We start from the raw sequence: 13931 nt of genomic DNA, 5'->3' as shown, positions 1-13931 counted from the left end.
TTCGGAGTCCTCTTACTCGGGCAGGGCAATCGGGCCGATTTCATGGAACACATCGCCCGGGCCTGGGTTTTCAACGTGGGTCTTACCTCCGAAGTGATTCATGATGCCCCATACCGCGTTGAGCGAGGTCTGTACCGCGCCTTCGACCCAGGCCGGTGTCCACGAAACATCGTCGCCAGCGATAAAGATCCCACGCTGTTCGGCGGGCATGTCTTGTTGCATGAAGTGTGCATACATCCGCTGGTTGTAGCGATAGTGACCGGGCAGGGCGCCTTTGAATGCACCGAGGAAATGCGGGTCGGCTTCCCAGGACACAGTAATCGGGTCGCCGATGATGCGCGCAGCGATGTCGACTTTTGGATAGATCTTCTTCAGTGCATCCAACGCCAGCTTCACGCGTTTTTCGATCGGTTGCGGAAGCATTTTCAACGCGTCGCTCATCCACGAATACGACAGGCAAATCACGCCCGGCTTATCGTCGCCGTTATCGAAGAGGTAGGTGCCACGGGTCAGGCGATCGGTGAGGGTCATGCTCATCAGGTCGCGACCGGTTTCCGGGTCTTTGTCTTTCCAGAATGGCCGGTCGACCATCACGAAGGTTTTCGACGATTGCATGTAGCGGGTGCGGTCCAGGGCCATCCACATTTTTTGCGAGAACAGCGACTCTTCGCACTCGATCTGAGTGGTCAGCAACCAGCTCTGGCAGGTGGTCAGCACAGCGGCGTATTCGCGGGTATCACCCCAGTTGTCGGTCACGCTGAAGCGGCCATCGGCGGCGCGCGCGATGCGTTTGACCCCGGTGCGCGGTGCACCGTTGTGCAGCGAGCTAAGGCTGGTGCCTTCCGGCCAGTGAGCGCAGCGCTTCGGCACATGGCGCCAGATGCCCAACGGCACCTGCTCTACACCGCCGACCACCAGGTGTTGGTGATCGTCGCAGTTGGTCATGACTACGCGGAAGATTTCCAGCATCGAGTTCGGGAAGTCCGAGTCCCAGCCACCGGTGCCGAAACCGACCTGGCCAAACACTTCGCGGTGGTGGAACGACAGCTTGGCGAAGGCTTTGGAGGTGGCGACGAAGTCGTAGAAGGTCCGGTCATCCCACAGCGGAACGAGGGTGTTCCACAGCTCTTTGAGGCGCGGTACATCGCGATCGCGGATCGCTTGCTGAATTTCGCCAAAGCGTGAGCCGTCTTCCAGTGCATCGGCCCAGGCGTCAGCCACTTCCTGGAACAGTGCAGGAAGGTCGGCGAGTTTTTGTGCGTAATGGGTTTGGCCTTCCAGGTCGATGACGGTGCTGCCGGAGGCAGGGGTCAGCGGGTTAGGGAAAGGCTTGGTCTCAAGACCGAGCTTGTCGACGTAGTGATAGAACGCAGTGGACGACACCGGGAAGCGCATGCCACCCAACTCGGCGATGATCCCTTCAGCGCCTTCGAAGGCCTGGGAGCGCAAGCGGCCACCCATTTTCGAAGCTTCATAGACGACCGGCTTGAGGCCCAGTTTCATCAGCTCGTAAGCGGCCACCAGCCCCGCGATACCTGCGCCGACAATCGCCACTTCCGCGCCGTGGTTGTGCGCAGGAATACTGCCTAAGCCAGCCGGGTGCTCGATCCAGTCGTCAAAGGCGAATGGAAAGTCCGGGCCGAAAATGGTGACTGGTTTTTTACCGTCTGCAGGATGGCGATTGTTCTTGTTCATGGCTGACCTTGCTGGGGACTCGCACTCGGTGCTGAGTATAGGAAAAGACTGTCGCCATTCTAGGGAGCGTAGAGCACGTTAATAAGACGCAATGTGTCGTCGTTCTGCATATTGTTTGTGCAATATGACGAGATGATCGATCAAACTGGCTGGCCACGGTCAATTTTGCTGCTGAGGATGATCGACGTGGTGGTTTTTTCTACGCCGTCGACACTGCCGATCTGGTCGAGCAACTGGTCGAGCTGTTCCGGTGAATCGGTACGCAGCCAGGCCACGTAATCGAATTCGCCGCTGACCGCACACAACTGCTGAACCTGCGCCATGGCGCTGAGCCGACGCAGTACTTCCTTGCCGGAGCGCGGTTGCACGGTGATCCCGACATAAGCCTGCAAACCGCCATCGACCACTCGCTGCCCGAGTCGCACGCCGTAGCCGGTAATGACCCGGGCCTTTTCCAGCCGCGCCAGGCGTGACGTCACTGTCGTGCGTGCAATCCCCAATTGCCGGGCGAGCATGGCCACGCTTTCACGAGCATTGATTTGCAAGGCCGCGATCAGTTGGCGGTCGATTTCGTCGAGGACGGGAGGGCGGGTATCAGGCAAGGTCATCTCCGGCGGCACATTTCGGTGGCGAGCATGTTACCGACTGGTGAGCCGTAAAGGGCTGTGCGATGGATCGGTTTACACGCAGAACGCCTGCATGATGCAGGTCATTTGACCAAGGCCCTGACTTCTTGAATTTTTATATTGGGTATCACGCTGTCGGGGATTCTAGAGTTGCCAGAGAGGTTGTAGACAGAGAAGTTCTTGTTCATGACTTTTTTCGACATCAACTTCAATGACGGAAGAATTCGGGTGTGGAAATGTTGATCGAGTTCACACGGGGATATGCGGCTATCAGCCGTTTCATAGAACCGACCACTGGATTGTTGCAAGTCAACCCCGACCAGGATCACCTTGGTGAAACCGGCATGGTAGGCAAGTTGTAGAGCAAGATAAGCCACGGTGCGGGAGTCGAAAAAGCCATCGCTGAGATTTTTGCTAAACCCGATGCTCTTTCTTCGGTGGCCAAAAATAGAACGACTGCGTACGAGATCGTTGTTCTTTTTGAAGATCGAATCGACCCAGGATTGTTTAGCTGCCGACTTTAGCGCGTATAGCTTGCCGTGAGGTCGAATGCTGTTTCGCCGGATGAATTCCTCCCACAAGGCGACTCGCTGGCTAATCTGCATCGCGTGCGAAAATAGTTCGGGCTGCTGAGTCGGGAAGCTCATGTCCGTACAAGCGTAGAAAAACGGCTGGATCGCGGTGCCCTCGAAAAGTGCGACCGCGCCGTTCATTGTGATCATCGGAACATGAGCGAATTCTTCAATGGGAAAGTCTTTGGCGGAACTGCCGGAGGCAATGATGAAAACAGTTCCTGTTTCTATGTTGTGACACTCATTGAACCCGTTCACATAACTAAGTTTGTTATCGATCATGAAATATTTTTCGCTTGCGTTCATCAGGTGTCCGTTGGTCATGCCAATGGCATCGATTGTTTATTCTTGTCGGTGATTGGCATCGATACCGAATTTCAAGATATCTGATAGCGCGTCATTCGTCATGGGGCTTCGATGTAGCGCTGATGAGCGCTTGATATCGAATGTGGGTCAGGAAAGGGTCTCGAATACCAAGCCCGACACGCTCGTGCGACGTGGGTTTTCTATCGAGCCGACCGATGACCTGCTACTTGCGCCAGGGCGCGCGAACTCAAAAATGCACAAGACATTGCGCTGGGTATGTATGGCGTCATGCAATCGTGAACTGTAGACGTTTTTTTCGCCAAATGCATGGCGTAAATGCCATGGGCTTGGTGTCCCGGACTTCTCATGGTTACAGAAAAGCCGCGCAATGCGCGGCTTTGAGTTTGGTGGGCCCACACGGACTTGAACCGTGGACCAAAGGATTATGAGTTGCTGGGCGAGCTGATATGCCTAGAGAAAGCGTTCGTAGGCGAACGTAGGTTGGCATAGCTGGAGGCCCTGTAATACGTGGTGTTAAGCGTAATTTTGAGAAGGTTGCTCAAGCTGAATACTGTACCGTGGTTGTACTGATTTTGCAGTCTTTGAGTTTCGCAATTCGCCCCGCAGTGAATTCTTCGCCCACGATCTTCTGTAGTGCCCCCGGGCTAATTCTCTCGCAGCTCCAAACCACGTTCCATTCACAGATCGAGAAGCAAAACGCGGCTTGGCCTAAGGCATGCGTATAGTCTGACTTTAAAGGTTGGCGATTGCGGTGACCTTTCATGTGCGCTAGATCCGTGCTGTCTAGGATCAGAATTAGGCCGCGCCCGCAGAGTTGGCGAGGCTGGTCAATGTGGCATTACACATTTCCGACTGCACCTGACCTGCGTTACAGCCGCCACCCATCATTTAGCAGTGATTTTGGCGGCATCTAACCTACGTTAGGAGTTACCAGTATGTTCAAAGTAACCCCCCAATCCGCCGGCAAGGTCCAACGCTAAGATCATCGATCAACGCGCTGTTGATCGACTGTTGTCCCATATGATTTTGGGTCAGAGACGGCACCGAGAAATCGTGCCAGGGCTTCAGTCCCCCTCCGTGAACCGCCGCCGCGTCAGGAAAAGCACCACGCCCAGCGGCACGGCCAGCAGTGCTAGCAGCTCCAGGTCAAAGCCCAGCACCTGCTGCTCACCAACCTTGAAAATGCTGACCAAGCCCGTTGCCAGCAGCGCCAAACCCAGCCACTTGCGCAGCGGGTATGGTTTCAGAAACTGAACGAGGATCGCGCCCAGCACCAGAAGGACGACAGTTTGCATGATGTAGGGCATGTGCAGTTCCTCAGACCTTGATGACCAGCGTCACGACAGAGCGCTGTGGGCCAATCCCGCCATGGACCTCTCCCTCGATGCTGACCAGCACGTCACCTGCATGCAGGCTCGGCAGGGCCCCTTTGAGGTACCAGTTGACACCTGTCGTCACGACTGCACCTGAAGCCCAGCCAATGAGCGGCCCGCCCAACGCACCTACCTTCCCGGCAACGCCACCTGAGGCCGCAGCAATTCCCTTGGCGACGTTGCCGCGCATAGTGCTGATAGCATCGGCCTGCTGCCGGGTCAGGGGATTGGAAATGCAGACTGTCAGCAGGCATGGCAGGTTTCGAGCCTGCATTCGGTCGTACATATCGACGACCATGCTGTTGACTTGGTAATGGGCGCGTTTCGCTTCGCCAAAGTGCAGCTCGCGCAGGCGACCTCGGTCGCTTTCCATGAGGGTGATTTGAGACAGATTGAAGACGATCCCTTCCTCGGACCTGTACTGCGTGGTCTTCTCGAACTTCATGCGCGTATCCATTCGTGCAAAAAGACGATGATCTTCTACAAGCGGTGACTAAGATGCAAACGGTCTGTGATGTGAGGCCCCGGGGAATTTGACGTCTGCACGGGTCTCATCGCCAGCAAGCCAACTCCCCGGCAGATAGCACCTCAAACGGGTGTCATGTATCTGTGGAGATCGATGGTGAGGATGTTGAGGGGTGGGTATACCGTCCATTCACGCTCGGTATCTGATAGGGCCAGCGGTCTCTGTGGACGTTTTGTGGACACTGATAGTGAATTGAAAGGAAATGATCCATCGAGAGTGAATGTCTCAGATGCACAAAAGCCGCGCAGTGCGCGGCTTTCGAGTTTGGTGGGCCCACACGGACTTGAACCGTGGACCAAAGGATTATGAGTCCTCTGCTCTAACCAACTGAGCTATAGGCCCTCAGTAGGCCGCGGATTATAGCGATGGTTTCCCGGCTGTGCTATCCGAAAAGTCTGAAACTGCGATACGAAGAAAGGTTGCGGCGAATTCGTCGGCGGGTAGAGGCAGACTGACGATGTAGCCCTGGATCTGTTCGCAACCCTCGGAAGTCAGGAATTGCTGCTGCGCGTGGGTTTCAACGCCTTCGGCTATGATCGTGAATTGCATGCTGCGGCCCAGGGCAATAATTGCGCGGACAATGGCGGCATCGTGCGGGTCGTCCGGCAGTCCGCGGACAAAGGACTGGTCAATTTTCAGGAAATCCAGCGGCAAGCGTTTGAGGTAGCTCAACGAGGAATAACCGGTGCCGAAGTCGTCGATGGCCAACTGCACGCCCAGACGTTTGAGTTGATGCAGGACTTCAAGTGCCTCTTCGGCTTGGCTCATGATGAAGTTTTCGGTGATTTCCAGTTGCAGGAAGCCCGGTTTGAGGCGGTTGTCCTTGAGCAGTTGTTCGATGCGGACCAGCAGGTTCGGCTGGCGTAGTTGTGCTCCGGCCAGGTTGACTGATAGCGGGCCGAAACTTTCATAGCGCTGGTTCCACTCATGCATCTGCAGGCAGGCCTGTTCCAGTACCCAGTCACCGATTTGCAGGATCATGCCGTTTTCTTCGGCCAGCGGGATGAAGTGCTCGGGCGGAACATCGCCGAAAGCTGGATGCCGCCAGCGGATCAGGGCTTCGGCGCCTACCAGGCGCGGATGGTTGAGACTCACTTTGGGTTGATAGAACAGCGTCAGCTCATTGCGCTCGATTGCGCGGCGCAGTTCATGCTCCAGTGCCACGCGTTCGCTGGCTTGTGCGGTCAGGTCGCGGGTATAGCTTTCAACCCTGTTGCGACCTTTGGCTTTGGAGCGGTACATCGCGGCATCGGCGTTTTTGACCAGCGTGGCGACGTCGATGCCGTCATTGGGGTAGAGGCTTGTGCCAATGCTGGCGCTGATGAAGAACTCATGCTCGCCAGCCTGGAAGGGCGCGGTGAAGCAGTTCAGCAGCTTGTTGGCAATATGGTCGGCGTCGCTGGCTTGCTGCAGGCCCGGCAGCAGGATGATGAACTCGTCACCGCCCAACCGCGCCACGGTATCGATGTCCCGAAGTTGCTCTTTGAGCCGCACCGCGATGCCTTTGAGCAGCAGGTCGCCAACCGGATGACCCAGGCTGTCGTTGATGTGTTTGAAGCGATCGAGGTCAAGGAACAGCACTGCGCCCTGGCCACCGTTTTCTTGCTGGTTGTTGAGTGCGGTCAGCAGGCGGCTTTCAAACAGCGTCCGGTTTGGCAGCCCTGTCAATGGATCGTGGTGGGCCTGATAGTCGAGTTTGGCCTGAGCGTGCTTGAGGCTGGAGATGTCGGCAAATACCGCAACGAAGTGGGTGATGAACCGGTCTTTATTGCGCACCGCGCTGATGGTCAGCCAGCTGGGGTACAGCTCGCCATTCTTGCGCCGGTTGGAAATTTCGCCCTGCCAATGCCCTTCGGCGGTCAGTTGATGCCACATCGCCGCGTAAAAGGCGCTGTCATGCAGGCCTGAGGCGAGCAACCTTGGCGTATGGCCCAGGGCTTCGGTTTCGCTGTAGCCGGTGATCTCGGTAAACGCGCGGTTGACGGCACTGATGTGCTGTTGGGTGTCGGTGATCAATACGCCTTCTGCGGTGCTCTCGAATACCGTGGCGGCCTGTTGTAGTTTTTCCTGCATCAGATGCCGCTCGGTGATATCCCGGGCGATGGTCAGCATGCAATCGTCATCGCCAATCGGCAGCGGCCGGCTGGACATCTCGCAGAGACGGATCTGCCCATCGTTGCGGCGTATATGGCAACTGAAGTCACGCACGAAGCCGTCGCGTTTCAACAGGTCGAGCATCTGCCTGCGTTCATTCAGGTTGACCCAGATGCCGAGGTCGAAGGTCGAGCGGTCCAGCGACATTGCGCTGTTGAAGCCGGTGATGCGGCTGAAGCCTTCATTGACCTCGATCAGCAGGCCGTCGCTCACGCGTGACAGCAACAAGCCGTCAGGCGAGGCATGAAAGGCTTTGGCAAATTTCTCTTCAGAGGTTTGCAGTTGTTGTTGGGTTTCCTTGAGCTGGCTGATGTCACGCACTACCACGACCAGTGCGGGGGTGGTGTCGAGCTGGAAGGGTTCGGCGGAGATCAGGCCGGTGAACACCTGGCCATTACTGCGACGAAAGGGCATCTCCAGATTGCGGATACTGCCGGCTTGCAAGCGCTGCAAGAGCCCGGGGCCGACACCGGCGATGCCCCAGATGTTCAGCTCGGTGGCGGTCCGTCCGATCACTTCTCCGGCAGTGAGGCCGATTTGCTCTTCGAACGCCTCGTTGACCTCCAGCAGGCAACCGTCGGACAGGCGTGCAATGACCAGAATGTCCGGGCATTGCTGGAACACCGAGGCAAACTTCTGCTCGGAGAGGCGCAAGGCTTCTTCGGTTCTTTTGGCTTCGCTGATGTCGATCATCAGCCCGCGCAGTATTGGCTCGTGGCCGTGCTCTATCAGGCTGACGATGTCGCGTACCCAGAGGCAGCGTCCATCGGCAGTGATCACCCGGTAATCGAGGCTGTAATCGCGTCCGGCAAGTACTTCGTGATCACAAAATGCCTGGGAGCGCGTGAGGTCGGCGGGGTGGATGATGTTGCGCCAGAAACCCGGAATCAGCCAATGGGACAGGGGGTAACCGAGCAGGCCTTCGGCATGGGGAGATACGTAGCTGTACGTAAAATCGCTGATTCGCGCTTCCCAGGCTATTGCCGAAAGGCTCTCCACCAGGCCGCGGTAATGGTATTCGCTGGTGCGCAGCTCCTGTTCCAGGGCTACCCGGCGGGAAATTTCCGAGCTCAAGCGGCGATTGATGCGAATTACCACGACCAGAACGGTGACCAGCAGCAGTACGCCGGGCAAGCCGTACATCAGCAGGTCGGACCAGAAGGTGCGGTGGTCGAGGACATTCCCGACCCAATGCTCCTGGATGGCGCTGATTTCACCCGGGCTCATGTCCGCCAGTACTTTATCCAGAATACCGACCAGCATTTTGTCGTCTCGCGGTACGCCCATCGCCAATTGGTAGCGATACGGCGTTTCGCCGCTGACGTAGAGCCCGTCGAGTTTGAGTTGGCGAAGGCTCCAGACGCTTGAGGCCAGATCGCCGACTACCGCGTCGACCTCGTCGGTGGCCAGCGCCTGCAAGGTCGAGCTGACATTGGGCATGGGGACCAGATTGAGGTCAGGATGGTGGGTGCGCAGCAGTTCATGGGGGGCGTAGTTTTCCACGACGGCAACTTTCAGGCCGTAAAGGTCTTCCAGCTTGTGCGGCTGTGCACCTTTCACATGGGCCAGGATGACGATCGGAAAGTCCAGATAGGGCCGCGTGAACGCGAGGTAACTCTGCCGTTCGGGCGTCGACATGACTCCGGGCAAGAGGTCCAGCTTGCCCTGTTTGGCCTGTTTCAGGACTTCGGTCCAGCTTACAGGCTCAATGGGCGTGACCTTGATTGCCAGGCGATCACGCACGATGTTGATGTAGTCAGCGGCAAGGCCTTGGTATCGGCCTTGCTCGTCGCGAAATTCAAACGGTGGCCAGGAAGCGTCGACACCCAGGCGAAGTTCCGGGTGAGCCGCAAGCCAGACACGTTCTTCGTCGCTCAGAGTCAGCGCGCCAGCCGTTGTGGTCCAGGTCATCAGCAATAGCAAAAGCACGGCCGGCAGTCTGGGCATAACGGTCTCGTTATGGCTTGGGGGGGAATGTTTCGAGTGTAGACGGGCTAGACGGCGGGAGCGAAGCGAAGGGAATTTAATCTACAGAAAGCAAAACCCCCGGCAGGGCCGGGGGTTTTGTGATCACTCGTCGAGGAAGGAGCGCAAATGCTCGCTTCTCGTCGGGTGGCGCAGCTTGCGTAGCGCCTTGGCTTCGATCTGACGAATCCGCTCACGGGTAACGTCGAACTGTTTACCAACCTCCTCGAGGGTGTGGTCGGTATTCATGTCGATACCGAAGCGCATGCGCAGAACCTTGGCTTCACGGGCAGTGAGGCCGGAAAGAACTTCGCGAGTCGCTTCTTTAAGGCTCTCAACGGTAGCAACATCGATTGGCGACTGCATGGTCGAGTCTTCGATGAAGTCGCCCAGATGGGAGTCTTCGTCATCACCGATCGGGGTTTCCATGGAGATCGGCTCTTTAGCGATCTTCAATACCTTGCGGATCTTGTCCTCAGGCATTTCCATGCGTTCGCCCAGCTCTTCCGGAGTCGGTTCGCGACCCATTTCCTGCAGCATCTGACGGGAAATACGGTTGAGCTTGTTGATCGTCTCGATCATGTGCACCGGAATACGGATGGTGCGGGCCTGGTCGGCGATCGAGCGAGTGATCGCCTGACGGATCCACCAGGTGGCATAAGTCGAGAATTTGTAGCCGCGGCGGTATTCGAACTTGTCTACCGCTTTCATCAAACCGATGTTGCCTTCCTGGATCAGATCGAGGAATTGCAGGCCACGGTTGGTGTACTTCTTGGCGATCGAGATCACCAGACGCAAGTTGGCTTCGACCATCTCTTTCTTCGCGCGGCGGGCTTTGGCCTCACCGATCGACATACGACGGTTGATGTCCTTGATCTCGGCAATCTTCAGGCCGGTTTCGGCTTCAAGTGCGGTCAGCTTCTGCTGGCAGCGAACGATGTCGGCCTGCAGGCGACCAATGGCTTCAGCGTATTTGCTTTTGCCTTTGGCCAGTGCTTCGGTCCAGCTTTCGTCAACTTCGTTGCCCGGGAACTGGCGCAGGAAGTCGGCACGCGGCATGCGTGCATCACGAACGCAAAGTTGCATGATCGCGCGCTCTTGCTGACGCAGACGATCCAAGGCGCTACGTACACGCTCAACCAGGCCTTCGAATTGCTTCGGAACCAGTTTGATCGGCATGAACAGCTCAGCCAGCGCCAACATCTCGGCAATGGCCTGCTTGTTTTCACGACCGTGCTTTTTCAGCGCCTTGCGGGTGATTTCCATCTGATCGGCCACAGCGCCAAAACGCTGTGCTGCGATGACCGGATCCGGACCGCTTTCGGCTTCTTCTTCGTCGTCACTGGCTTCAGCGTCGTCGTCATCGGTGTCGTCATCCGCTTTCACGGCTTTCGGGTCGACAGGCGGCGGCACTTCTGCAGCAGGCGGCGCAATGCCGTCGTCCGGGTCGATATAACCGCTCAGGACGTCGGACAGGCGGCCACCTTCGGTGGTGACGCGAGTGTATTCGGAGAGAATGTGGTCAACCGTGCCAGGGAAGTGCGCAATTGCGCCCATCACTTCACGGATGCCCTCTTCAATACGTTTGGCGATTTCGATTTCGCCTTCACGTGTGAGGAGCTCTACGGTACCCATTTCGCGCATGTACATGCGCACTGGGTCGGTAGTGCGACCAATGTCGGTCTCAACCGCTGCCAACGCTGCCGCCGCTTCTTCTGCGGCTGCTTCGTCGGTATCGGCGTCGGCCAGCATAAGGGAATCCTTATCTGGCGCAACCTCGAATACGTTGATCCCCATGTCATTGATCATGCGGATGATGTCTTCCACCTGTTCCGGATCTGAAATATCCTCCGGCAGGTGGTCGTTGACCTCCGCGTAAGTCAGGTAACCCTGCTCACGACCAAGGGTGATCAACTCTTTGATACGAGACTGCTGTTGCGCTTTTCCGGACATAACACCCTATCCACTGAAGGTCTTGGCGGGCAAAAAACAAGCCGAGGATTATACCTTAGCTATGACCTCACGCGCCACTTGAGGTCGGGTTTGATGCGGAAACATTCCGTTTTAGTAGGTCGCGCATCTGATTTGCTATTTGATTCGCTTCCTCGGCAGTCAATCCTGGCTGCCGTGCTTTCTTGATGAGGTCGTCGAGGGTCTGCGTGTGCTGACCCGCTGATAACCTAGTAATGGTGTCTAAAAACTGTTGTTCAAGGTTGTCACCTTCAATTAACCACTCCTTTTCCGCGAGTGCTTTAAGCAGGCGTCCTTGCTCGGTTCCATGCCAGCGGGCCATTAGCTGGATAGAGTTTAGCTTAGGATTTTTTTGCACGGCCTCGATCAGGGCTATTAGCAGTTGCGCATAAGTGTTGCTTTCATTTGCGAAGTGGTCGGCGGTCTCAACTTTGCCGGCCAGTTGCGGATGATGAATTAGTGTGCGCAGCGCAATCAAGGTGGGGGCCTCGACAGCAATCGGGGTGCGGGGTGGACTCCGCTCGTCGCGTTTGCCTTTCTTGTCCCAGGGTTTGTTATCCCATTTCTTGCCGCCGCTGCCCGGTTTTTTCGGCGTCCACTCCTGCTGAGGTACATAGGCCTCTTGCGGTTGGTGGTAGTCGGAATAGTCCGGCATGGCGTCGTAATCGATGCCGGGGTCGTAGGCGGGAGGTGCATCCTGTGGCGCGCTGTGCACCAGCTGACTGACTGCCTCGCTGTTCAGGCCGGTAATTTCGGTCAGGCGCTGGCGCATCAGAGTGCGCAGGTTGGCTCCCGGGACTTTGTCGATCAGCGGCGCGGCGAGGGTGGCCATGTGGGCCTTGCCTTCGAGCGAGCGCGGATCGGACTCCTCGATCAACTGCTGAAAAAAATAGTCTGCCAATGGCTGGGCGTGTTGATTGATCCGCGCGCGAAAGGCGTCGGTGCCTTCAGAGCGGATCAGCGTGTCCGGGTCTTCGCCCTCGGGCAGGAACAGGAAGCGCGCACGCCGTCCGTCTTGCAGGCTCGTAAGCGTTGACTCCAGGGCGCGCCACGCGGCATTGCGGCCAGCCTGGTCGCCGTCGAAGCAGAACAGCACGTTGGGCACCACGCGAAACAGCCGCTTCAAGTGTTCTTCGCTGGTGGCGGTGCCGAGTGTGGCGACGGCATTGCGCAGGCCTTGCTGGGCCAGGGCGATGACGTCCATGTAGCCTTCGACGACGATGATCTCGTCGAGATTGCGGTTATTCTTGCGTGCTTCATACAGGCCGTAGAGTTCCTGGCCTTTATGAAATACCGGGGTTTCCGGTGAGTTCAGGTATTTCGGTTTGTCGTCGCCCAGTACTCGGCCGCCAAACGCGATGATGCGCCCGCGGCTGTCGCGAATCGGGAACATCACGCGGTCGCGAAAGCGATCGTAGCGTTTGCCGGTTTCGGCGTTCTCGATCAGCAGGCCGGCGTCGATCATGGCCTTTTGTTGCAGGGTGTCGCTGCTCAGATGCTTGAACAGATTGTCCCAGCCCGGAGGTGCGAAGCCGAGGCCGAAATCGCGGGCGATCTCGCCGGTCAGGCCGCGACCCTTCAAGTAGTCGACAGCTGCTTTTCGCGCCGGATGGCTTTTCAGTGCCTGGCGGTAGAAATCAGCAGCGGCGGTCAGCAGTGGGTAGAGCGGCGAGTCGGTCGGTTGTCGCGGTTTATGCGGGCGACCGCTTTCCTCGCGGGGGATTTCCATGCCGGCGGCTTTGGCCAGTTCTTCGACAGCCTGGGGAAAATCCAGGTTGTCGTGGTCCATGATGAAGCCGAGGGCGTTGCCACCAGCGCCGCAGCCAAAGCAGTAATAGAACTGTTTGTCCGGGCTGACGCTGAAGGAGGGGGTTTTTTCTTTGTGAAATGGGCAGCAGGCGGTGTAGTTCTTGCCGGCTTTTTTCATTTGCAGGCGCGAGCTGACCACATCGACGATGTCGGTGCGGTTCAGAAGGTCGTCAATAAAGCTCTGGGGAATTAGCCCGGCCATGGCGTTCTCGTCATCACTGCGCTGAAAATCTAACCCGCGCGAAAGGCGGCCTGATGCTGGTCATTATGTTGAGGCGCGGAGGATGTGCGGCTCGACCAGGTATCGTCTGCGTATTCGCTGTCGGGAAGTGTATCTGCCGAAAATCCGCTGGCGTTAGTGCTCATCGGTATTCGACTGTTTGAAAGTGTTGCGCTGAGTCCGCATTGGCCAAAGGGAGGCCTCGGATAGCTCATAAGTGGGCACGCAAAATCGTGCCTTGGGCTGATCGTCGTGAGAGGAATCAGTAAAAGGTTGTGCTCGTCAGTAGCCTTGGAAGGCTCGTCAGAAGAGACGTGCACCGCTGGCAAAAGAGCCAGGTCTGACGTGTGAAACAGGTTTGTCTCGGTCGCGTCTGCGGCTTTGACAGTGAAGCATCAAGCGATATCCGCAAATGCCATAAGCCCGGCTGAGGGCCGGGCTTGGCAGAAGCTTGCTACGAACGTCTGCGTATTAGTACAGACGAACGGCGCGGCGCTGTTCGCGCTGAACTTTCTTGGCGTGACGCTTAACAGCGGCTGCTGCTTTACGTTTACGCTCAGAAGTCGGCTTCTCGTAAAATTCGCGGCTACGAACTTCAGCCAGAACACCGGCTTTTTCGCAGGAGCGCTTGAAACGACGCAGAGCTACGTCGAAGGGTTCGTTCTCTTTAACTTTGACGGCTGGCATCCAGAG

At 57.1% G+C, this 13931-nt stretch carries 9 protein-coding genes and 1 tRNA gene; all 10 read right to left on the bottom strand.

What is annotated here, in order from left to right; translation table 11 throughout:
- Positions 1-12: 12 nt before the first annotated feature.
- Entirely contained in the window at positions 13-1695 is a 1683-nt protein-coding gene (locus AO353_RS07420; protein ID WP_054594327.1) for a flavin monoamine oxidase family protein, read from the bottom strand.
- A 140-nt stretch (positions 1696-1835) separates the two neighbouring features.
- Positions 1836-2297 carry an Lrp/AsnC family transcriptional regulator gene (locus AO353_RS07415; protein ID WP_008067391.1) on the bottom strand — a complete coding sequence of 154 codons (462 nt, stop codon included), beginning with the start codon at positions 2295-2297 and terminating at the stop codon, positions 1836-1838.
- Positions 2298-2404: 107 nt separating this feature from the next.
- Positions 2405-3199 carry a hypothetical protein gene (locus tag AO353_RS07410; protein ID WP_054598193.1) on the bottom strand — a complete coding sequence of 265 codons (795 nt, stop codon included), beginning with the start codon at positions 3197-3199 and terminating at the stop codon, positions 2405-2407.
- 1085 nt (positions 3200-4284) lie between these two features.
- Positions 4285-4527, bottom strand: coding sequence for a hypothetical protein (locus AO353_RS07405; protein WP_054594326.1), 243 nt, complete (start codon positions 4525-4527; stop codon positions 4285-4287).
- A 10-nt stretch (positions 4528-4537) separates the two neighbouring features.
- Complete coding sequence (locus AO353_RS07400; protein WP_054594325.1) at positions 4538-5038, bottom strand: hypothetical protein; 501 nt, start codon at positions 5036-5038, stop codon at positions 4538-4540.
- A gap of 346 nt (positions 5039-5384) precedes the next feature.
- A tRNA-Ile gene (locus AO353_RS07395) sits at positions 5385-5461 on the bottom strand.
- Between the two features lie 15 nt (positions 5462-5476).
- On the bottom strand, positions 5477-9220 hold the full coding sequence (locus AO353_RS07390) for an EAL domain-containing protein (RefSeq protein ID WP_054594324.1): 3744 nt from the start codon (positions 9218-9220) through the stop codon (positions 5477-5479).
- A gap of 123 nt (positions 9221-9343) precedes the next feature.
- Positions 9344-11191, bottom strand: coding sequence for an RNA polymerase sigma factor RpoD (rpoD, locus tag AO353_RS07385; RefSeq protein WP_019693936.1), 1848 nt, complete (start codon positions 11189-11191; stop codon positions 9344-9346).
- A 67-nt stretch (positions 11192-11258) separates the two neighbouring features.
- Positions 11259-13220, bottom strand: coding sequence for a DNA primase (gene dnaG, locus AO353_RS07380; RefSeq protein WP_054594323.1), 1962 nt, complete (start codon positions 13218-13220; stop codon positions 11259-11261).
- 489 nt (positions 13221-13709) lie between these two features.
- Positions 13710-13925, bottom strand: a complete 216-nt coding sequence (gene rpsU, locus AO353_RS07375) for a 30S ribosomal protein S21 (protein ID WP_002551877.1) — start codon at positions 13923-13925, stop codon at positions 13710-13712.
- Positions 13926-13931: the final 6 nt, after the last annotated feature.

It is taken from the genome of Pseudomonas fluorescens (assembly GCF_001307155.1).
Lineage (GTDB): Bacteria > Pseudomonadota > Gammaproteobacteria > Pseudomonadales > Pseudomonadaceae > Aquipseudomonas > Aquipseudomonas helvetica.
This window is presented reverse-complemented; position numbering and strand designations above follow the sequence as displayed.